Origin of the sequence: uncultured Roseovarius sp. (assembly GCF_913054395.1) — a bacterium.
Classification (GTDB): domain Bacteria; phylum Pseudomonadota; class Alphaproteobacteria; order Rhodobacterales; family Rhodobacteraceae; genus Roseovarius.
Window position 1 is genome coordinate 23,613 of the sequence record NZ_CAJXIP010000016.1, and the last position, 21,774, is coordinate 45,386.

Here is a 21,774-nt window from a genome sequence, read left to right on the forward strand (position 1 = left end):
TCTTGCCTTACTGAAGATGACGCTTTCAATAGCCAAGGCCTAGTGCCAATTTTCCGGGCTGGCAAGCAGGTGGCTAACTTCGGTCAGACATCCGGCTTGAGAGCAGATCACCGGTTTCCGTCAGGATTGGGTAGGCGACCATCGAAAACGACGTGTTGACCTGTTTCAGCGCGCGCAGGGTTTCCTGATGGATATTGCTGGTCTCAATGCTTTCGGTCAGCCCCTCGCGCAGGCGTCCGAGGTGCAGGCGCTGAAGCTTTTGTTCGAGATCGCGAATACTGTCCTTTTCGGCGACAAGTTCGCGCGCGTCATCGGGGTTCTGCGTCATCATCACGCTAAGGGCCAGCTGCGCATTGGCCAGCACGCGGTCGTGGAAATCACAGATCTCGTCCCAGCCGGGTTTCGAGAAATGCACCCCCTCGGTATGAAGCCGCCGCGCAAGAGCAAGCATCTTGCGCGCGATCATGTCGCCTGCGGCCTCAAGATTGGCGGCAATCGTTGCCAGGTCCATCGAGCGGCGGCTGTTGTCTTCGCCAAGCCCGGTGCGGTGCAGTTGTGCAAGGTAAAGCTTGGTTTCGAAATGGCGCTTGCGCAGGGTTTTCTCATTGGTGGCGATGGCCTCGGCGCTCGCGTCATCCCAGGCGGCATAAAGCGTGGGGATCGGGCGCAACATCGCCTCGACCGTTTCGCCGATGCGCATTACCTCGCGCGCAGCACATGACAGCGCGCGGTCGGGATCACCCAGGGCCGCCGGATCAAGCGCGCTGAAATGATCATGCGCGCCAGAGGTCGGCGGACTGGCCAGCAGGGCCGCGGCCATGCGTGCGGCCAGCCCGGTGAAAGGCAGCATCACGATCACAAGCGCAAGGTTAAAGAGGATATGCAGGTGGATCGCCTGATTGGCGGGGCTGGTGCCAAGCCAGTCAAGCGGCGGCTGAAACGTGCGGAAGGCAATCAGTGTCAGGGCCGCGCCACCACCCCGCAAAACGAGATTGGCAATGATCATCCGGCGCGCTTCGATCGGGGCGGCCAGGGTCAGGACGAAGGCGATGAACGCCCCGCCGAGATTGGCCCCGAGGATAAGCGCCACCGCCGCTGACAATGGCAGGACGCCCTGCAAGACCAGCGTCACGAATAGCAGGACCGCCGCCACGCTTGAATGCACCACCCAGGCAAAAAGCGCACCGATGACAAAGGCAGTCAGCGTATCGCGCCCAAGATATTGCATCGCCATGATCGCGCCGGTGCTGTCGGTCAGCGGCGCTGTCGCCGCGCGCAGCATGTCGAGTGACACGAAGATAAGCGCCAGACCGATAAGGATGCGCCCGCCCTGGCGTACTCGCTTCTGGTTGCCGCGCAGGAACATGGCGACCCCGACAAGAAGAAGGATCGGCACAAGCCATGTCTGGCGCACCAGCAATAGCTTGGCCACAAGGGCAGAGCCAAGATCGGCCCCGATCAGGATCGCAAGCCCGGCCGCCACGGCAATGCCGCCAGCAGCCACGAAATTCGCCGCGAGGATCGCAACGGCGGTCGAGCTTTGCAGCGCCATCGCAGAGGCGGTGCCGGTCAGCGCCGCCCAGATCCGGCTTTTGCCAGAGCGCCGCAGCCAGAGCCGCAACTGGGTGGAAAAGGCGCGTTCGACCCCGGTGCGCACCAGGCGCACTGCCCAGATCAAAAGGGCGGCGGCGCCTGCGATATGCAGGAAAAACAGGGTCAGATTGGGTGTTTCCAAGGCAGGTGTCCAAGTCTTTAAAAAGGATGCGGCCCGGTGCCAGAGGCCAGCGACACGCAGGTGCTTTGAAATCCGTCGCGCCAGTCGTGTAACATATAGCCGCCCGGTGCAGTTGTAAAACCAACCGGGGCGTCCGCGCGAAAGTCGACGGGAAAGCTGCTTGAGATTGCCGCACTGGTAAGGGCGATGCAAGGGCCGACCTGACCGATAAAGGTGTTATGCACATGGCCCGCGATCAGGCGCACTTCGGATCGGGCTCGGCCAAGGATATCGGCCAGCGGGGCAGTCGCGTCGAGCCCGATCCTGTCCATGAAATGAATGCCGCAGGCAAAGGGTGGATGATGCAGCGCCACAAGCGTCGGCACGTCGGGGCGCGCCTGCAAGGCATCCTCGAGAAAGGCCAGCGTCTCGCGGTCAAGCGTACCGCCGCCCTGCCCCTCAATCAGCGTATCAAGCCCGATCAGCCGCAGGTCGGCAAAATCACGGGTCCAGTTCAGCCGCCCCTCGGCAGGCAGATAGTCAAGGTCGCCAAGCGCCGCGCGCATCGGCGCGCGCAGGTCGTGATTGCCGGGAATGGCAAACCACGGCAGGCCAAGCCGCTCGACCTGGCGACGCAAAAGGCGATAACTTTCGGCATCGCCATGATCGGTGAGATCGCCAGTGACCACCACCGCATCAATCGGCCCCAATCGATCCAGGTCGGTGACAATCCGGGTCACGGCAGCGCCCAGCAGGGTAAAGGTATCAAGCTCGCCCGAGACGCGGTGCGGCGGCACGGTAACATGGGTATCGGTCAGCTGAAGGATACGGGTCATTTGATACCTGCGCGCAAGAAAGCCTGAACGAATTGACGCTGGAACACCAGGAAGGCGATCAGCAGCGGGGCGATCGACATCAGCGTGGCGGCCGAGATGACCGAAATATCAACGCCGTTTTCCGGCGCCCCAAAGATCGACAGGCCCACCGTCAGGGGCCGCGTGTCGGGCGAGTTGGTGACGATAAGCGGCCACAGGAAGTTGTTCCAATGGGTCGAAACCGACACGAGCGCATAGGCAAGATAGGTCGGCTTGGCGAGCGGCACATAGACCCGGATCAGGATGCCGAACCAGCTGCACCCCTCGATACGCGCCGCTTCGTGCAATTCGATCGGCACCGATTTGAAGGCCTGGCGCATCAGGAATATGCCAAAGGCGCTTGCCATATAGGGCAGGCCGATCCCAAGGATCGTATCGAAAAGCCCAAGCCGCGAAATCATGGCATAGTTTTCCACGATCAGAACCTCGGGCAGGATGAACAGCTGTAACAATACAAGGATGAACACGAAATCCTTGCCGGGGAACTGTACCTGCGCAAAGGCAAAACCGGCCAGTGTGGTCAGGATGAACTGTCCGGTCAGGACGACGGTAACCAGCAAGAAAGTGTTGAGGAAATAGCGCATCCATGGCGCGCCATCCCAGGCGGTACGGAAGTTCTCAAGCGTCCAGGGCGCCGCAACGTTGAAGTTCACAGCATCCGAGGTTGAATGAAACGCCGCCCAAAAGGCAAACAGCAGCGGCGAAATCCAGATTACTGCCAGCAGGATGGCCCCGGCTGCGTCGAGAGAGGGCATGAGGCGCTTCATTGGTAATGTGTCCTGCGGTCGATCAGGAAGAACTGGATCGCGGCAACGATCCCGAGAACCAGAAGCACCAGCATCGTCATCGCGGCGGCATGGGGCGCGTCAAAGAAGGCAAAGGCCATTTCCCAGACGTAGTAAAGGATGAGTTTGGAGGCGTCCGAGGGGCCGCCCTTGGTCAGGATGAACAGGTGGTCAATCAATTTGACCGAGTTGATCATCGCATTGACCATGATGAAAAGCGTGGTCGGCATAAGCAACGGCAAGACGATCCGCCGGGTATAGGTCCAGCGGCTGGCGCCCTCTATATCGGCGGCCTCTTTCAGGTCCTCGGGGATGGTCTGAAGCGCGGCGAGATAGAAGATCATGAAAAACCCGGCCTCTTTCCAGATCGTTACGATGATGATTGCCCAAAGCGCGGTTTCCGGCTGACCAAGCCAGTTGACCGATGGCAGGCCAAACAGCGCGCCGATCTGATCAAGCACACCAAGGCCGGGCGTATAGAAGAACAGCCAGAGATTGGCGGCGGCGATCATCGGCAGGACCGTCGGCGTGAAATAGGCAGTGCGCACAAAACCGCGCGCAGGAATTTTGGAATTGGCCCAAAGCGCCATCGAGAGGGCGATGAAAATCGACACCGGAATGGTGATGCCGGCGTAAAACAGGTTGTTGCGCACCACCAGCCAGAAGGTCGGATCGGCAAACAGGTCGGCATAGTTTTCAAGCCCGATATATTCCGACGGATTGCGCCGGTTGCCGCGCGAAAACGTGCTTGACCAGAGTGTCGCCAGGGACGGGTAAAAGGCAAAGACCGACAACAGCAATGCCGCCGGGCTAAGCAGGAGCCAGCCGTAAATCGCCTGTCTGCGCCGTTCCAGATTGGCATGTGGGTTTGACATCGACCTGCCTTTTCAAAGCGGAAAACACCGGCCCCACGGTTCGGGGGCCGGTGTCGATGGTCCGGTTACTGGTATCCGGCCAGAAGACGCTTGGCGCCTGCCTGTGCTTCGGCAAGGGCTTCGGCCGGGGTCTTGGCCCCGGTCAGCGCCGACTGGATCGCATTGTTAAGCCCGTCGCGCACGCGCGCCGTTTCAAACGTCGAGAATTCGGCGACCGCATGTTCAAGCTGGTTGCGGGCCACAAGGGCCGGCGGAAACTCGGCGGTATAGGATTGCAACGCCTCGGTTTCATAGGCGGCGGGCGACACGCCCATATAACCGGTGGCGATCGACCAGGCGGCGGCCTGTTCGGGTGAAGTCATGAACTGGATGAGCTTCATGGCCGCTTCGCGCTCTTCGTCGGTGGTATCCTTGAAGAGATAGAAGTTGCCGCCGCCGGTGGGGGACCCAAGCCGTTTGTTCCCCGGCAGCATCGCGACGCCAAAGTCAAACTGGGCGGCATTCTTGACCGCGGTCAGGTTGCCGGTGGAATGCCACATCATCGCGGTCTGCCCCTCAAGGAACGCCTGGCGCAGGGTGCCCCATTCGACGGTGCCGGTGGGCATGATGCCGTGTTCTGCCGAGAGCGATTTCCAGAATTCGAGTGTCTCGACAACCTCCGGGTCGTCGAAATAGGTGGTCAGCCCGTCACTGGCCATCAGTTCCTTGCCGTTCTGGATCGCGAGCGCCTGGAACATCCAATAGGGATAACCTGTCGAGGGGATCATCACGCCATAGGTGTCATCCTTGGTCAGGGCCTTGCCCATGCTGACCATCTCGTCCCAGGTGGTGGGGGCCTTTTCGGGGTCAAGCCCGGCGGCGCGGAACATGTCCTTGTTGTAATAGGCCACGATGGTCGCGCGTTGGAACGGCACGCCCCATGTCTTGCCCTCAATCCGGCCATTGGCCATCAGCGCCGGATAAAACCCGTCAAGCCAGGCGCGATCGGCATCGCTTTTGGCCACATCCTCGAACGGCAGGATAAGATCCTGTTCGATCAGGTCATAGGCGTCGATCGAGAACATCACCGCCAGTTGCGCCGGCTCGCCGGAGTTGAGCGCCGAAAGCGCGCGCACACGGGTGTCATCATAGTTGCCCGAATAGATCGCATTGACCTTGATGTCGGGGTTCTCGGCCTGAAAATCGGCGACGATGCGATCGACCACCTCGGTCAGGGCGCCGCCCACGGCAATCGGATAGTACATGGTCAGTTCGGTTTCGGCCTGCGCCTGGGACGCCAGCGAAAGGGCCATGGCGCCGGAAAGCGCGAGCCCGAGATGCTTGGTGAAATACATTGTATCCTCCTAAGGAATGGGTTTGTGCGGTCTTGGTTGATGCGCCACTTGTTATGCTTGGTCGTGGCGTTTGGCGGTTGGGGTCAGCGAGGTGCGGGCCACCCGTTTGCCCCCGGAATCGAAAATATGCAGGTCATCGTCGGCAAAGCCGATCTCGACGGTGTGCCCGCTTGGATGAAGCGCCATGCCCGGCGCCTTGAGCGTCAGGCCGGTGGCGTGCTCGTGGGCGAGGCCGATAAAGGTTTCGGCGCCAAGGAATTCGCATTCGGTGACCGTGCAGGTAAGCCGCCCCTTGCCGGTCTCTTCAAGGCGGATGTTCTCGGCGCGCAATCCGATGGTTGCCGCATTGTCAAACCCGGCCAGAGCATGCCCCTTGATCAACGCCATCGGTGGAGCGCCGACAAACTCGGCCACGAAGGTGTTGACCGGCGCATTATAAAGCTCTTGCGGCGTGCCTATCTGTTGAATGTGCCCGTCTTTCATCAGCACCACGATATCGGCCATGCTCATCGCTTCGGTCTGATCGTGGGTCACGTAAACCACGGTGATGCCAAGATCCTGTTGCAGCTTCTTGATGTCCTTGCGCACGGCATGTCGCAGCTTTGCATCGAGGTTCGAGAGCGGTTCATCCATCAGGCACAGGCGCTGACCGGCGACGATAGCGCGGGCGAGGGCGACGCGCTGACGCTGACCGCCGGACAGTTCGCCGGGTTTGCGATCCTCAAGCCCGGTGAGACCGGTGATCTCAAGGGCACGCCTGAGTTTCTCAAGCCGCTCGGCACGCGGCACCCGGCGCACCTTGAGGCCGAAAATCACATTTTCAGCGACCGAGAGATGCGGGAAAAGCGCGTAGGATTGAAACACCATCGACAGGTTGCGATCCGAGGCGGCGCTGTTCGTGACATCGCGCCCGTCGATGACGATCCTGCCTTCGTCCGGGATTTCAAGCCCCGCCAAAAGCCGCAGCGTGGTCGACTTGCCACAGCCCGACGGCCCAAGCAGCGCAACAAAGGCGCCTTCGGGGATATCAAGGCTGACATCCTCGACGCCAATTTTACCGTTCCAGCTTTTGGCAATGCCATCGAGCGATACAAAGGGTTGCGGGATCATGGCGTCCCCCCTTCGACAAGTATCAGCCGATCCGCCACCCGCTCAAGTACCGGGGCAAAGCGGGCATCGGGGGCGCGGTCCATGATGATGCGGTCAGCATCGCCAAGGTTGCCGCCCACGACCGGGGCAACGCGGCCGAACTTGGTATGGTCAAGCACAAGGATCGAGGTTTCACAGGCGGTGCGGATCTGTTCGCGCACGCGCACTTCCGAGGCGTGAAAATCCAACAGCGCGCCATCCTCGGCGACACCGGCGACACCGCAAATGCCAAACTCGGCGCGGTAACCTTCAAAAAAGCGGGTCACCTCGTCGCCCAGAATATCAAGGTCCGGCAGACGCACCTCGCCTCCTGGCACGATGATCCGGTTGGTTAGCTCATTTGACAGCGCCATGACCACGTTGAGGTTGTTGGTCACCACCGTCAGGCGTTTGCGCGCGCGCAGTGCTTCGGCGACAAAAGCGGGCGTCGTGCCGATGGAAAAGAACACCGTCGCATCATCCGGAATAAGGGCGGCGGCGGCATGGGCAATCGCCTCTTTCGCCTCCGAATTGGTGGTCTTGCGCTGTTGGTAGGGCAGGTTGAGTTGCTTTTCGAAAAGGTCCGCCCCGCCATGGCGCCGCCGCAACAGGTTTTCGTGACACAGGTGGTTGATATCGCGGCGCACGGTCTGTGCCGAGACGCCAAAGGTGGTGACAAGCTCATCGACCGAAACGCTTTTTTGCGTCTGCATGAGGTCCAGTATCGCGTCCCTGCGTTTTCGTTTTTTGGATGACATTTTGGGCATATCTCCATTTCTGATCACAGAATGAGCGAAACGATCATTAAAGCAACATTTTTCTAAGACACGCCGCAGATTTGACTTGCGGCGCTGATACGCGGATTTTGTGACAGTTATTTGAATGCTTTCGGGAAAAATGCCGCGATTTGCGGAAATTTATTCTGACGTCAGGCGGTTTATTTTGATCATTCGCGCTTTTTAGCGCCTGCGCGCCCGGATAGGCTTGCCCCGGTCGAATCAGGTGTCGGCCGTCTGGGGGAGGATCACGCATGAATGGCCTGCGCGGCATTTTTGACCGATACGAGGCGATCCGAACCCGCTTGCCGGTTGCCCCTGTTCAACCGCGCCCCCAAAGCATCGCTAATCTTGGCGAAATCGCCGATCAGGTCGATGCCTTTGTGTTCGATGCCTTTGGCGTGCTCAACGTCGGTGAAACGCCGATCCCCGGCGCGGCCAGCCGGGTGGCCGATCTTCGTGCGCGCGGCTGCCAGATCCGGGTGCTGACCAATGCCGCAAGCTATGATCGCGCGGGGGCGGTTGCCAAGTTCGAAAAGCTTGGAATCGTGCTTGAGCCTGCTGAGATCATCACCAGCCGCGACGCCGCCCTTGGTGCGGTTGATGCCCGCCATTGGGGTGTCATTGCCGCACCCGAAGATACGTTGGGTGATTTCGACATGCCGGTGATCCGACTTGGCGATGATCGCGTCGATTATGACCGAGCCGAGGGATTTCTGTTTCTCTCCAGTGCCGATTGGAGCGATGCGCGCCAGGGTTTGCTTGAGAGGTCATTGTTGGACCATCCGCGCCGCGTGATCATCGCCAACGCCGATTTGGTCGCCCCGCGCGATCACGGGTTTTCGACAGAGCCGGGGTTTTACGGCCACCGGATTGCCGACCTCACGGTGGCAGAGGTGGTCTTTTTCGGCAAGCCCTTTGCCGCGGTCCATGCCATGGCGGGGCGAAGTCTTGGCGGGGTCGATCCGCGCCGGATCGCGATGGTGGGGGACACGCTTCACACCGATATCCTTGGCGGGGCCGCAGCGGGCTGGCGGACGGTTCTGGTCACGCAGGACGGGCTTTTCGCCGGGCATGACGTGGCCCCGTTCATGGCGCAAAGCAACCTCTTTCCCGACTGGCAGGTCGCGCGCATCTAGCGATAGGTGCGCTGATCCATCGGGGTTTCGTCGATGCGCTGCAACAGGCGATCCAACAACCATTTTTCGGCCCGGTTCAGCACCGCGCGCGGGTTCCATACCACGTGCACGTCTATCGGTGCGGTCTGATCATAGGGCGGCAATTGCCAGAGCTGCCCATCACGCACATCACGTGCCGCCACATGAAGCGGCAGCGGTCCGACGCCAAGCCCGGCGATGATCATGCGGCGGACCTCTTCAAGGTGGCTCGAGGTGGCAATTATCTGATCGCCGAGCTCGGCCTGGGCGCGCATCAGGGTCACCGGCTTGAGGGCATCCTGAAGCCGGTCAGTGCCAAAGCTGACCGCCGAATGCCCCGCCAGATCGGCACGGGTCAGGTTCTTGCGCCCGAACAACGGGTGTGGCGGGCCGCAAAACAGGCCAAAGTATTCCCGGAACAGGCGCTTGTATTCAAGCTTGGAATTGCGCGAATGCACAAGGCAGATCGCAAACGAAGCCGAGCGCGTCGTGACCGATTCAATTGCCAGAGCCGAGGTGAAAACATCGATCGTCAGGGTGGCGCGCGGGTTCTCGGCGTGGAATTCCGCCAGCACCTGATTAAAAAGCGGGCAGATGACATGGCTGGCCAGTGACAGGCGCACATGGCCCGTGACCTCGTCGGTCATGTCGCGCATCAGGGTAGAGAGGCGCAGGATAGAGCCCTGGATATCGACCGCTTCGCGATAGAGAACCTGCCCCGCGTCGGTCAGCTCAAAGCGCCCCGGACTTCGATCAATAAGCTTCTTCCCAACCTTGTTTTCAAGCCTTTTCAATGCCGTAGACACCGACGGCTGGGTCAGGCGAAGCCGGGTGGCGGCATCGGTCACAGAGCGCGACTGTGCCAGCACGACGAAGGTGCGCAAGAGGTTCCAATCCATTTCGCGCATGATGCGTTCGGGGCTTTCGCGCTCTATCATAGATTTCATCTATTGTCACAATTCTCATTATCTATTTGATTAATGATTGCCCGGTTTGCATCCTGATCGCAAGCCTTCAAAGGCGAATTGATACAGCTAGGAAACCGCATGTCAGTCGAAGCCCGAGAGGCAAGGCAACCTTGGATTTTGCTGTCACCGGCGCTTGGCGCGGTGGCGCTTTTGTTGTTCGTGCCGCTAGTGTTCATCGTGGTCTATTCGTTCTGGCTCCGGACCTCGACAGGGGCGGATCAGGTCGGGTTCTACCTTGAGAACTGGCAAGAGGTTCTGAGCGATGCATTTTACCGCGACATCCTGCTGAACACGCTGAAGATCGCCTCGATCACCACGGTGGTCTGTGCCTTGATGGGTTATCCGGCGGCTTATTTCATTGCCCGTTCAAGCGGCAACAAGGCGATCTTGCTTTTGCTTTTGATGCTGCCGTTCTGGATCAGCTATATCATCCGCACGATGAGCTGGATCAACATCCTTGGCGTGTCGGGGGCGTTCAACACCTTCATGCTCTGGATCGGGATCATAGATGAGCCGCTCCAGATGCTTTACAACCAGACGACGGTGATCCTCGGACTGGTGCATTTTCTTCTGCCCTTCATGGTGCTGAACGTCTTTGTAAGTCTCGATGGCATCGACACCAATCTTGAGGATGCCGCGAATTCGCTTGGGGCCACCCGCTGGCAGGCGTTCGTGCAGGTCACCCTGCCGCTGTCGCTTCCGGGTCTGGCGGCGGGCGGGTTGCTGTGTTTCGTTCTTGGGGCGGGCACCTATATCACGCCGCTCGTGCTTGGCGGGCCTAGGGATGCGATGTTTGCAAACCTCGTGTTCGAGGCGATCATCACCCAGCTCAACTGGCCGCTTGGCAGCGCGCTTAGCCTGATGCTTCTGGCGGTACTTGGTGCGCTGGTTCTTATCTACAATCGCTATCTTGGCATGGCACAGCTTATGAAGGGGCTTGGCTGATGGCGGCTAAAACCAACACGGGCTGGCACCTGATCCGGATTTGGGCGATTGCGGTTTACGTTTTCATGTTCCTGCCGGTGGCGGTCGTGGTCTTGCTAAGCTTCAACGCAAGCCAGTTCGGCAGCTTTCCGATGACCGGGTTTTCGTTTCGCTGGTTTGCCGAACTGGCGCAGAACGAGGCGATCCTGCGCGCCTTTCGCACCTCGATGATCCTTGGCGCGCTGACGGCGCTGTTTTCGACCACGCTTGGGGTTTTGGCCAGCCTCGCGCTGGTGCGTTACAATGTGCCGGGCCGCAACATGATCACCACCATGCTGATCGCACCGATCCTCGTGCCGGAAGTGGTGCTTGCGGTGGCGCTCTTGTTGTTTCTCAACTTTCTCGGCCTGCCCAAGAGTTTCCCGCTTTTGCTGGCCGGGCATGTGATCTTTACGCTTCCTTTCGTGATTTTGGTGGTGCAGGCCCGCCTCGTCAGCATCAAGCGCGATATCGAAGAGGCCGCGCTTAGCCTTGGCGCCAGCCCGCGCCAGACGTTTTTTGAAATCACCCTGCCGTTGATGATGCCTGCGGTGCTGGCCGGGGGGCTGTTTGCCTTCACGATAAGTTTTGACGACATCACCGGCACGCTGTTCTGGAAACCCGGCGGGGTGGAAACCGTGCCGACACAGATTTTCGCCATGCTGCGCAATTCCATCAGCCCCGAAATCAACGCTTTGGGTACGGTCATGATCTTCATGACCGTGGGCCTGCCCCTGCTTGGGCTGGCGATTGCGCGCAGGGTGGCAAGCAAGGGCGGCACCTGAGAACCGCCCGAACAGATGAAGACCCCAGTCAACAAGGAGATGAAAATGACCAAGAAAATGGACAACACGACCCGCTACGAGCGCATGCGCGAGCGGTACATGAACGGCGATCTGGACCGGCGCAGCTTTCTCGGGCTGATCGGGGCGGCGGGCCTTGCTTATGGTGTGCAAACGCCCTTTGCCAAATATGCCAGTGCCCAGACCGTATCGCAGGTGCGCTTTGACGGTTGGGGCGGTGTCGTGTCCGAGGCCTTCCGCAAGCACGCCTTTGACCCCTATACCGCCGCGACCGGCATCAACGTGGTCGATGGCACCTTTGGTGGCCCCGATGAATATATCAGCCGCATCAAGGCAAGCCAGGAAGGCGAATACAACATCGCCCACCTGTCGGGCGTGTTCGATTATGCGCGCTATCACAACCTCGGCTTTTCCAGTGTGCTGAACGAGGACAATATCCCGAACCTGAAATTCGTCATCCCCAAGCTGGTCGATGTGTTCCGCAAGGTGACGGATGGCAAGCTGTCCTGCGTGCCTTATGACTATGGCACCACGGGCCTGGCCTATAACCGCAAGTATATCTCGGATGACGAGATGAAGGAAAAAGGCGCCAAGATCCTGATCGACGAGACCCACAAAGGCAAGATTGCCGGCTGGGGCGATTGGCGCACGCGGATCTGGTTTGGTTCGCTGCAAACCGGGCAGGATCCGAACGGCGCCACCGATATGGATGCGGTATGGGATGCGGTCCGCACGCATCGTGATCTTTCGCTGAAATACTGGGGCTCGGGCGCCGAATTGATGAGCCTGCTTGCCGAAGAGGAAATCCATGTGACCGAAGCCTGGTCCGGCCGGATCTTTGCACTTCAGGAGCAAGGCCATGACATCGGCTATATGGATCCGCCCAACGGCTATGGCTGGCAGGAATGCCTGTTCGTGATCAAGGGAAGCCCGATGGAGGCCTGTGAAGAACTGTTGAACTTCATGCTTGATCCGGCGACTTCGATTGCGGTGGCGGAAGGTCAGAACTATCCACCCGCGCTTGACCCGACCAAGGTCGATCTCGGCGCCAAGATCCCGACGCTGCCGGCCTTTGATCCGACCGGCACGCTTGAGAACCTGACCTTTGCCGATCCGGCCTATTGGAACGAGCATGAACAGGAATGGACCAAGACCTTTGGCCGCGTCCAGAAGGGCTATTAAGCCCGGCCTGTCCTTGTCTGCCCCGGTAGTACCGGGGCGGACCACCATTTTTCCGCCCGCCCAAGGAGGCCGCCAATGAGCGCCGTCACCCTGAAAAACATCGTCAAACGGTTTGGCGGCTTTACCGCCGTTCACGAGACCTCGCTTGAGATACCCGAAGGGGCGTTCGTGACGCTTCTGGGGCCGTCGGGCTGTGGCAAGACCACCAATCTGCGGATGATCGCGGGGCTTCTTGACCCGACCGAAGGCGAAATCCTGATCGGTGACAAGCGGGTCAACGACGTGCCGATCCATAAGCGTAATCTTGGGCTGGTGTTTCAGAACTATGCCCTGTTCCCGCATAAGACCGTGGCCGAGAATGTAGCCTTTGGCCTCAGGTACCGCGATGTGCCGGGCGCCGATATTACGGCCAAGGTCAAGGCCGCGCTGGAACTGGTACAGTTGCCGGATGTTGGCCACCGCTATCCCAAGGAATTGTCAGGCGGCCAGCAACAGCGCATCGCGCTTGCCCGTGCCATCGTGATCGAGCCGGATGTTCTTTTGCTTGACGAGCCGCTGTCGGCGCTTGATGCCAACCTGCGCGAGGATATGCGCGTGGAACTCAAGCGCATTCAGGAACGCATCGGCGTGACGACTGTCTTTGTGACCCATGACCAGTCCGAGGCGCTCGCCATGTCCGACTTTATTGTCGTAATGTCCGAGGGGCGCGTTGAACAGGTTGGCAAGCCGGAAGAGGTTTACAACACGCCTGCCTCTGAATTCGTGGCAAATTTCCTTGGCGCGTCGAATATTTTCGGGGCCACCTGTACCACGCTCGGCGGGTCGGCGGTGGGGATCGAGGCCCCCGTTTTCGGGGGCATGGATATTCCGGCCGAAAAGGCGCCCAATCTCAAATCCAAGGGCGCGGCCAAGCTTGTGGTGCGCGCCGAAAAGCTCTTGCTGTCGAAATCGGCGGCGCCCAAGGGGGTCATTTCGGTCCCTGCCAAGGTCGAAACCGTCGATTATCAGGGCCAGGCCGTGCGCTATTTCGTGCGCGCGGGCGAGACCCAGTTACAGGCCATCAACATGATCGACGACCACCCCTTTGCCGTCGGCGACGATGTTCATCTCCACCTTCGCCCGCAAGATTGCGCGGCGCTTCCGGGATAAGACCATGAGTGCTAAACCGAGCCATCTTTTTTATCAGGGCAGAGAGCGTAAACCGGTGCTGGATCAGGCGCGCGGCGTTTACATGTGGGACGTCGATGGCAAGCGCTATCTTGACGGGTCGTCCGGCGCGATGGTTTGCAACATCGGCCATTCCAACGAGAACGTGCTGGAGGCAATGCGCCGCCAGATGGAGAAATCGACCTTTGGCTATCGGCTTCATTTTGAAACCGAGGCCTCGGAAAAGCTGGCGTCGAAAACTGCGGCGCTGACGCCCGAGGGTCTCAATAAGGTGTTTTTTGTTTCCGGCGGCTCCGAAGCGGTGGAAAGCGCGATCAAGCTGGCCCGGCAGTATGCGTTGGCCGTTGGCGAGGGCAGCCGCTGGAAGGTGATTTCGCGCAGTCCAAGCTATCATGGCTGCACCCTCGGGGCACTTTCGATCACCGGCTATGCGCCGCTTACCCGCCCGTTCGAGCCAATGATGCAGATGATGCCGAAAGTGCCCGCGCCGCGCGCTTATCTTGACGGGCTCGACCCTGACGACATCGCCACCGGGCATCACTATGCCAATATGCTTGAGGCGCAGATTCTGACCGAGGGGCCGGACTCGGTGCTTGCCTTTATCGTCGAGCCGGTCGGCGGCGCCTCGACCGGTGCGCTTGTGCCGCCGCGCGGATATATGGAGCGGGTGCAAGAGATTTGCCGTCAGTACGGCGTGTTGCTGATCCTTGACGAGGTCATGACCGGCGCCGGGCGCACGGGTAAATTCCTGGCCTCGGAACATTGGGATCTTGCACCCGATATCATGGTCATGTCGAAAGGCTTTGCCGCCGGTTACATGCCGCTTGGCGGGATGGTCGCACATGAGCGGCTGGTCGAGCCGGTGCTTGACGCGGGCGGCTTTTTGCACGGGTTCACCTATGCCGGCAATCCATTGGCCTGCGCCGCCGGTCTTGCCGTGATCGACGAGATCGAGCGCTTGGGACTGGTACAGAACGCGGCCGCGATGGGAGAGAGGTTGCTGGACCGGCTGCGCGGGCTGATGGATCGCCATGCGATCATTGGCGATGTGCGCGGCATGGGCCTTTTGACGGCCTTCGAATTCATGTCGGACCGTGCCACCAAGGCCCCCCTGCCGAAAGAATTGCGCGCCTTTGACCGCTTTGTGCAGATCGCCTATGACAAGGGCCTGATTGTCTATTCGCGCCGCACGCGCGATGGCGTCGAAGGGGATCACATCCTTGTCTGCCCGCCGATGATCGTGAATGAAACCCACCTGGACGAGATCACCGAAATGCTGGATGCCGCGCTTGTGCAATTCACCGCCGAAATTCGCCCCAGCCTCGACAAGATCGCGTAAGGGGCGGGCATGCGCGAGATCATCATCACCTGTGCCCTGACCGGCTCTATCCACACGCCGAGCATGTCGCCACATTTGCCGGTCACGGCGGATGAGATCACGGCGGCGGGTCTTGGCGCAGCTGAGGCGGGGGCGGCGATCCTGCACCTGCATGCGCGTGATCCCGAGACCGGCAAACCCTCGGCCGAACCCGATCATTTCAGGGGGTTCCTGCCCCGTCTGAAACAGGCGAGCGATGCAGTGCTCAACCTCTCGACCGGCGGCAGCGCGGTGATGACGCTTGATCAACGGCTGGCCGCGCCGAAACAGGCCGAGCCGGAAATGGCCTCGCTCAACATGGGCACGATGAATTTCGCGCTCTACCCGATGGCCGAGCGGATTTCGGACTGGAAATACGATTGGGAAAAGCCGTTCCTAGAGGGGTCAGACGACCTTGTCTTCAAGAACACCCCGCGCGATATCGCCCGTATCCTGACCGAGCTTGGCCAAGAGCGCGGCGCGCGCTTTGAATTCGAATGCTATGACCTCAGCCACCTTTACATGTTGCGCCATTTTGCCGATCGCGGGCTGATCAAGGCCCCGTTCTTCGTTCAGTTCGTGTTCGGCGTCTTGGGCGGCATGGGGCCGGACCCCGAGAACCTGACCCATATGGTGCGCATCGCGGACAAACTTTTTGGCGAAGAGTACATGTTTTCGGTTCTTGCGGCGGGACGTCATCAGATGCCGCTAATCACCATGTCGGCAGCCATGGGCGGGCATGTGCGCGTCGGCCTTGAAGACAGCCTGACCATCGCGCGTGGCACTCTGGCGCAGAGCAACGCCGAACAGGTTTCCAAGATCCGCGACATCGTCGAGGCCCTGGGGCGTACCGTTGCCACACCCGATCAGGCACGCGCAATTCTGGGCCTCAAGGGCGCGGACAAGACGGCGATCTGAAGGATGGGAAAAATCGAGTTTCGCCCGGTCGAAAGTGCCGATGACCTGGACCTGTTGGACGAGGCCTTGCGCGCGCTCAGCGTCGAGCTGGGCGACGAGCATCTTGCCGACAAAGGTGCGTTGCGCGGGGGAATATTCGGGCCGGTGCCCTCGGCCTATGGCCTCTTGGCCCTAAGCGGCGGCAAGTTGATGGGCGCCGCCCTGTTCAGCCCGGTGTTTTCCACCGCACGCGGCGCGGCGGGGGTTTATGTCTCTGACCTCTGGATCGCCGAGGCGGCGCGCGGACGCAAACTTGGCGCGGGCGTACTGGCCGAGGTCGCCAAACGCACGGGCCTGCTCTGGGGGGCGAAGTGGATGACCCTTGCCGTTTATGCCCATAGCACCGCCTCGCGCCGGTTCTACACGCGCCTCGGTTTCGAGGCACAAAAAAATGCCACGACCATGCGCCTGTCACGGGACGCGATGCAACGACTGATGAGGAATGTGCAATGAAGGCCATTTTCGACGACCGCCAATGGCACCATGATCCGAAACATTTCATGGCCAACGGCAAGGTCCTGCCCAGCCCGGAACAGCCCGAGCGGATCACCCGCCTGCATCATGGCGCCGAGGCGGCAGGGTGCGAATTCATCGCGCCCAAAGATGCCGGGCTTGGCCCGATTGCGGCGCTGCATTCTCCGGAATACGTGAGCTTTCTTCAGAATATCTATACCCGCTGGCAGCGGATCGAGGGCGCGGGCGAAGAGGTGATCCCGAACATCCACCCCGCCAACCGATCCGATAATTACCCGAAATCCGCCGTCGGGCAGGCGGGCTATCATCAGGCCGACACGGCCTGTCCGATTGGCCAAGGCACATGGGAGGCCGCTTATTGGTCGGCGCAATCGGCGGTGACCGGCGCCGATCTTTTGGCGGATGGGGCGCGGGCGGGCTATGCGCTTTGCCGCCCGCCGGGGCATCACGCTTACGGCGATCTGGCGGGGGGATTTTGTTTTCTCAACAACGCCGGGATTGCGGCCGAGCGGCTTCGCGCCAAGGGGTTGCGGGCCGCCATTCTCGATGTTGATGTACATCACGGCAACGGCACACAGGGTATTTTCTATGACCGCGACGATGTACTGACCGTGTCGATCCATGCCGATCCCGCGCGGTTCTATCCGTTCTTCTGGGGGCATGCCACGGAACGCGGGGCGGGGCGGGGCATTGGCTATAATCTCAACCTGCCGCTGGCGCGGGGCACCGGCGATGATGCCTATCTCAAGGTGCTCGATACTGCGCTTGAGAGGGTGGCCGCCTTTGGGGCCGATGTGGTTGTGGTCGCACTTGGGCTTGATGCATACGAGGGCGACCCGTTCAAGGGGCTGGCGATCACGACGCCGGGGTTCGGCCGTATCGGCGCGGCGATTGCGGGTCTCGGCCTGCCGACGCTTTTCGTGCAGGAGGGCGGCTATCTCTGTGCCGAATTGGGCGAGAACCTGACCAGCACCTTGACCGGGTTTGAAGGGGCATGACCCGGCCTGACATCATCGTGATCGGCGGCGGAATCGCCGGGGTCAGTGCCGCAGCAGAGCTTGCACGCGGCGGGGCGCGGGTGACCTTGCTGGAGGGCGAGGCGCAGCTTGGCTATCACTCGACCGGGCGGTCGGCGGCGATATTCATCCGCAACTATGGCAATGCCACCCTGCGTGCGCTGAATGCCGCCGCCGAGCCGGTCTTTGAAAATCCCGGCGATATTTGCGAGGGTCCGCTGCTTAGCCCGCGTGGCGAGTTGTTGATCGCCAGCGAGGAAGAATTGCCGGTGCTTGAGGCCTATCTTGACGGCTCTAACGGGATCGAGCGCCTGACCGGGGCAGAGGCGGCAGAGATAGTGCCGATCCTGCGTGCCGACCGGATCGCCGGGGCCATGATCGAACACGGCGCACAGGGCATTGATGTGGACCTGATGCTTCAGGGCTATGCCCGGCTTTTGCGCGCACATTCGGGCCAGATTGTCACCCGCGCTCAGGTCGGCGATATCCGCCATGACGGGACACTCTGGCAGGTTGAAACCCCGCAGGGCACATTTGCCGCGCCGATCATTGTGAACGCCGCCGGGGCTTGGGCCGATGAGGTGGCAAAGCGCGCGGGCACGGCACAGGTGGGCCTGCAACCGATGCGCCGCTCGGCGGCGATCATCCCCGCGCCCGAGGGGTATGAGTGCGAGACCTGGCCGATTTTCGGGTCTATCGCCGAGACATGGTATGCCAAGCCGGAGGCAGGCAAACTGATGGTGTCACCCGCCGATGAAGACCCGGTCGATCCACATGATGCCTGGGCCGATGACATGGTTCTGGCCGAGGGGCTCCACCGGTTTGAACAGGCGGTCACGGTGCCGGTCACGCGGGTAGAACACAGCTGGGCCGGTTTGCGCAGCTTTGTTGCGGATCGCACACCGGTGACGGGGTTTGCGCCCGGAAAGCCGGGTTTTTTCTGGCTGGCGGGGCAGGGGGGGTACGGGGTTCAGACCGCGCCCGCGCTGTCGCGGCTGACAGCGGCGCTTGTGCTTGGGCAAAGCCCTGAGCTTGCACCAGAGGTGATCGCGGCGCTGTCACCAGAGCGGTTTGCGACGTGATGTCGGCCTAACCTTTGCCTGAGATCGAGGCGAGCTTTTTCAAAAGGTGCTCTTTCATCCGCTGCGCCGTGGTTGCCGCGTCGCGCGCGCAAAGCGCCTTTGCAATCGCCTCGTGTTCCTCGACCGCCGCGCGCCAGCGTTCCGGCGTCAGGTTCGCCTGATAGCGCGCCCGCTGAACGCGATAGGCCAAAAGCTCGTGCGAGCGTTGCAGGGTTTCGTTCCCTGTTGCCCGCAGGATAGCCTTGTGAATGGCCTGATTGATACGGAAATAGGTGGGCCGGTCGGTTTCCTCATACGAGCGGCGAAGCTTTTGCGTCATGGCTTCGATCTCGTTGAGATCGGCATCGCTTGCGGCAAGTGTTGCCAATTCGCCGGCCAGCCCCTCAAGCGCGGCAAGCACATGGAACACCTCGGCCAACTCGTCTTCGCTTTGCCGGGTGATGACCGCGCCGCGATGAGGGATCAGGTCAAGCAGCCCTTCCGCCGCCAGCACCTTGAGGGCCTCGCGCAACGGGGTGCGCGACACGCCGAACTGTTCGGTCAGAAGCTTTTCATTGATCTTTTCACCGGCCTCCAGCTGTCCTTCAAGGATCATCTGACGCAGGCGGTTGGTGATCTCGACGGCCAGGGCAGTGCGCCCGATCGGGTCTGGTTTCAGTTCGGACATAGAGGGGGCCTCTTGGCGGTCGTTGTACATTCTACTGGCCCTTTCCTACTTCATTTTGCGAGGCTCTGTCGAAAACTTCCGCGATATGCAAGGCCCGGCGTCCGGTTCCGTCGGCAATCTGATGGCGACAGGAGGTGCCGTTGGCGATCACAAGGTCATCCGTCGCGGCCGCCCGCACGGCTGGCAAAAGCGAGAGTTCGCCCATGCGAACCGACACTTCATGGGTTTCCGCACCATAGCCAAAGGCGCCGGCCATGCCGCAGCAACTGCTTTCGATATTCTGCGCCGCAAGCCCCGGCACAAGGTCAAGTGCGGCCCCCATATCGTCCATCACACCGGCGGATTTCTGGTGGCAATGACCATGCACATGCGCGCCTTGGCCGGTGTCGGTCATCGGCAGGTCAAAGCGCCCGGCCCTGGCCTCGCGCGTTACGAATTCCTCGAACAAAAACGCGTTTTGCGACAGCGCGCGGGCGTCTTCACCAGGCAGTAGGGTCAGGAATTCATCCCGCAGCGTCAAAAGGCAGGAGGGTTCCAGACCCACGATCGGCGTGCCGGCCCGCACATGCGGCATCAGGGCATCAAGCGTGCGCTGCGCCTCGGCGCGGGCACGGTCCATCATGCCGGCCGCCAGATATGTCCGCCCACAGCACAGCGGACGACCGGGGGCCGATGCGGTGATCACCTCATATCCCGCGCGGGTCAGAACCCGCAGCGCGGCGCGCGGGATTTCGGGCTCCATCCAGCGGTTGAAGGTATCGGTGAACAGGATCACCTTGCCCGCCTTGCCATTTGCCGGGGTCTGTCGCACCTCGCTGTCGCGAAAGAAATCGCCACGAAACAGCGGCAGGCTTCGCGCCGCAGCCAACCCGAACAGCTTTTCCCCCAAGGCGGCAAGGACTGGCACCCGGTTGCGCAGGGCAATCAGGCCGCGCAGGACCACGGCTAGGCGCGCATAACGCGGCATTTCCGCGATCAGTCGTTCGCGCAGCCCATAGCCAAGTTTCTGACCGCGCTGATAAAGAACCTCGGTTTTCATTTTGGCCATATCCACCCCGGTGGGGCATTCGCGCTTGCAGGCCTTGCAGCCGACGCAAAGCTTCATCGTTTCGGCCATCTCATCGGAAAACAGGGCGTCCTTGCCCAGACGTCCTGACAGTGCAAGGCGCAATGTATTGGCCCGGCCACGGGTCACGTCACGCTCGTCGCGGGTGACGCGATAGCTTGGGCACATGGCGCCCCCGGCCAGTTTGCGACAGGCGCCGTTGTTGTTGCACATCTCGACCGCGCCCTGAAATCCGCCGCCCTTGCCGGTCCACGCCGACCAGTCATGCCCGGTTTTCAGATCAGCGAAATCATAGCCCGGCGGATAGCGCATCAGGCTGCGGTCATCCATTTTCGGTGCATGCACGATCTTGCCGGGGTTAAGCCGGGCCGCGGGATCGAACGCCGCCTTGACCTCTTCAAAGGCGCTCAGGATACGTTGCCCGAACATGAACCCGTGAAATTCAGAGCGCACGATACCATCGCCATGTTCGCCAGAGTGCGACCCCTTGTAGTCGCGCACCATTTCGAACGCGGCCTCGGCGATCTCACGCATGGCGCGCACGTCCTTTTCAAGCTTGAGATTGAGGATCGGACGCACATGAAGGCACCCCTCAGAGGCATGCGCATACCATGTGCCGGTGGTGTCATGGCGATGAAACACCTCGGTCAGGCGGTCGGTGTAATCGGCCAGATGATCAAGCGGCACGGCGCAATCCTCGACAAAGGACACAGGTTTTCCCGCCTCTTTCATCGACATCATGATATTGAGACCGGCCTTGCGCAGCTCGCCTATCTCGGCGGCAAGGGTCATGTCCCAGACCTCGACAACGCCGCCTTCCTGATCGCCGCCCTTGCCAAACCCGAACCCGAGATCGGACATGGTATCGGCAAGGCGCCGCATGTTCTCCTGATTCTCATCGGGGCTATCGGCGAATTCCACGAACAGCATTGCGGCGGGGGTCCCGCGCACGAAGGACTCTAACGTCTTGGCATACATCGGGATGGATCGGGCGAGGTCGATCATCGTGGAATCGACCAGCTCGACCGAGGTGGGCCCGAGCGCCACAAGCGGCTTTGCAGCCTCCATTGCAGCCCGGAAGGTGGGGAAATGACATACACCCATCACGCGGGTTTTTGAGGGCAGGGGCGAAAGCCTGATCTCGATCGCGGTTGAAATGGCCAGAGTGCCTTCGGAGCCGATCAGAAGGTGGGCAAGGTTGACTGGCGTGTCGCCGGGTACAAGCGCGTCGATGTTATAGCCGCCGACGCGGCGCTGAACTTTGGGAAAACGCGCGGCAATTTCATCCGCTTCGCGCAGGCCAAGATCAAGCATCTGACGCAACAGAGGTTCGGGCACGCGATTGCCCGAGCCGGGACCGAAATCAAACGCCGTGCCATCGGCCAAAAGCCCCTCGATTCGCGCCACGTTATTGCGTGTCGTGCCATA

20 protein-coding genes are annotated in these 21,774 nt (G+C 60.8%); 10 read left to right on the forward strand and 10 right to left on the reverse strand.

Annotated elements, in window-relative coordinates:
* Positions 1 to 73: 73 nt before the first annotated feature.
* From QZ522_RS03970 to QZ522_RS04000, 7 genes are all read right to left on the reverse strand, one after another.
* The gene (locus tag QZ522_RS03970) at positions 74 to 1,735 is read right to left on the reverse strand and encodes a Na/Pi cotransporter family protein (protein WP_294607775.1); all 1,662 of its coding nucleotides are present in this window, start codon (positions 1,733 to 1,735) and stop codon (positions 74 to 76) included.
* A 17-nt stretch (positions 1,736 to 1,752) separates the two neighbouring features.
* Positions 1,753 to 2,550 carry a phosphodiesterase gene (locus tag QZ522_RS03975; RefSeq protein WP_294607778.1) on the reverse strand — a complete coding sequence of 266 codons (798 nt, stop codon included), beginning with the start codon at positions 2,548 to 2,550 and terminating at the stop codon, positions 1,753 to 1,755.
* Positions 2,547 to 3,356 carry a carbohydrate ABC transporter permease gene (locus QZ522_RS03980; protein ID WP_294607781.1) on the reverse strand — a complete coding sequence of 270 codons (810 nt, stop codon included), beginning with the start codon at positions 3,354 to 3,356 and terminating at the stop codon, positions 2,547 to 2,549. Before QZ522_RS03980 ends, QZ522_RS03975 begins: the two co-directional genes overlap by 4 nt.
* Complete coding sequence (locus tag QZ522_RS03985) at positions 3,353 to 4,249, reverse strand: sugar ABC transporter permease (RefSeq protein ID WP_294607783.1); 897 nt, start codon at positions 4,247 to 4,249, stop codon at positions 3,353 to 3,355. The genes QZ522_RS03980 and QZ522_RS03985 overlap by 4 nt, the downstream gene beginning before the upstream one ends.
* Positions 4,250 to 4,314: 65 nt before the next feature.
* Entirely contained in the window at positions 4,315 to 5,541 is a 1,227-nt protein-coding gene (locus tag QZ522_RS03990) for an ABC transporter substrate-binding protein (RefSeq protein ID WP_294607825.1), read from the reverse strand.
* 93 nt (positions 5,542 to 5,634) lie between these two features.
* Positions 5,635 to 6,693, reverse strand: a complete 1,059-nt coding sequence (locus tag QZ522_RS03995) for an ABC transporter ATP-binding protein (protein WP_294607785.1) — start codon at positions 6,691 to 6,693, stop codon at positions 5,635 to 5,637.
* The gene (locus QZ522_RS04000; RefSeq protein ID WP_365353418.1) at positions 6,690 to 7,478 is read right to left on the reverse strand and encodes a DeoR/GlpR family DNA-binding transcription regulator; all 789 of its coding nucleotides are present in this window, start codon (positions 7,476 to 7,478) and stop codon (positions 6,690 to 6,692) included. The genes QZ522_RS03995 and QZ522_RS04000 overlap by 4 nt, the downstream gene beginning before the upstream one ends.
* A gap of 263 nt (positions 7,479 to 7,741) precedes the next feature.
* Between QZ522_RS04000 and QZ522_RS04005 the strand changes: the two genes are divergently transcribed.
* A complete protein-coding gene (locus QZ522_RS04005; protein WP_294607789.1) occupies positions 7,742 to 8,626 on the forward strand; it encodes an HAD hydrolase-like protein in 885 nt (294 codons plus the stop codon).
* Here QZ522_RS04005 and QZ522_RS04010 read toward each other — a convergent pair.
* Complete coding sequence (locus QZ522_RS04010; protein WP_294607792.1) at positions 8,623 to 9,591, reverse strand: LysR family transcriptional regulator; 969 nt, start codon at positions 9,589 to 9,591, stop codon at positions 8,623 to 8,625. The genes QZ522_RS04005 and QZ522_RS04010 overlap by 4 nt on opposite strands.
* A 99-nt stretch (positions 9,592 to 9,690) precedes the next feature.
* On the opposite strand from QZ522_RS04010, the gene QZ522_RS04015 reads away from it, so the two are divergent.
* The 9 genes from QZ522_RS04015 (at position 9,691) to QZ522_RS04055 (ending at position 18,613) form a co-directional block, all read left to right on the forward strand.
* On the forward strand, positions 9,691 to 10,557 hold the full coding sequence (locus QZ522_RS04015) for an ABC transporter permease (RefSeq protein WP_294607795.1): 867 nt from the start codon (positions 9,691 to 9,693) through the stop codon (positions 10,555 to 10,557).
* A complete protein-coding gene (locus QZ522_RS04020) occupies positions 10,557 to 11,360 on the forward strand; it encodes an ABC transporter permease (protein ID WP_294607798.1) in 804 nt (267 codons plus the stop codon). Before QZ522_RS04015 ends, QZ522_RS04020 begins: the two co-directional genes overlap by 1 nt.
* A gap of 57 nt (positions 11,361 to 11,417) precedes the next feature.
* On the forward strand, positions 11,418 to 12,560 hold the full coding sequence (locus QZ522_RS04025; protein ID WP_363319840.1) for an extracellular solute-binding protein: 1,143 nt from the start codon (positions 11,418 to 11,420) through the stop codon (positions 12,558 to 12,560).
* A gap of 75 nt (positions 12,561 to 12,635) precedes the next feature.
* Positions 12,636 to 13,709, forward strand: a complete 1,074-nt coding sequence (locus QZ522_RS04030; protein WP_294607803.1) for an ABC transporter ATP-binding protein — start codon at positions 12,636 to 12,638, stop codon at positions 13,707 to 13,709.
* Positions 13,710 to 13,713: 4 nt separating this feature from the next.
* Entirely contained in the window at positions 13,714 to 15,066 is a 1,353-nt protein-coding gene (locus QZ522_RS04035) for an aspartate aminotransferase family protein (RefSeq protein WP_294607805.1), read from the forward strand.
* Between the two features lie 9 nt (positions 15,067 to 15,075).
* A complete protein-coding gene (locus tag QZ522_RS04040; protein WP_294607807.1) occupies positions 15,076 to 16,002 on the forward strand; it encodes a 3-keto-5-aminohexanoate cleavage protein in 927 nt (308 codons plus the stop codon).
* 3 nt (positions 16,003 to 16,005) lie between these two features.
* Positions 16,006 to 16,494, forward strand: a complete 489-nt coding sequence (locus QZ522_RS04045; RefSeq protein ID WP_294607809.1) for a GNAT family N-acetyltransferase — start codon at positions 16,006 to 16,008, stop codon at positions 16,492 to 16,494.
* Positions 16,491 to 17,513 carry a histone deacetylase family protein gene (locus QZ522_RS04050; RefSeq protein ID WP_294607811.1) on the forward strand — a complete coding sequence of 341 codons (1,023 nt, stop codon included), beginning with the start codon at positions 16,491 to 16,493 and terminating at the stop codon, positions 17,511 to 17,513. Before QZ522_RS04045 ends, QZ522_RS04050 begins: the two co-directional genes overlap by 4 nt.
* Entirely contained in the window at positions 17,510 to 18,613 is a 1,104-nt protein-coding gene (locus QZ522_RS04055) for an FAD-binding oxidoreductase (protein ID WP_294607814.1), read from the forward strand. Before QZ522_RS04050 ends, QZ522_RS04055 begins: the two co-directional genes overlap by 4 nt.
* Before the next feature lie 7 nt (positions 18,614 to 18,620).
* Here QZ522_RS04055 and QZ522_RS04060 read toward each other — a convergent pair whose 3' ends face one another.
* Both QZ522_RS04060 and QZ522_RS04065 read right to left on the reverse strand, forming a co-directional pair.
* The gene (locus QZ522_RS04060) at positions 18,621 to 19,310 is read right to left on the reverse strand and encodes a GntR family transcriptional regulator (RefSeq protein ID WP_294607817.1); all 690 of its coding nucleotides are present in this window, start codon (positions 19,308 to 19,310) and stop codon (positions 18,621 to 18,623) included.
* 1 nt (position 19,311) lies between these two features.
* Positions 19,312 to 21,774 (reverse strand): FAD-linked oxidase C-terminal domain-containing protein (locus QZ522_RS04065; protein ID WP_294607819.1); only part of this gene is annotated, 2,463 nt, incomplete at its 5' end.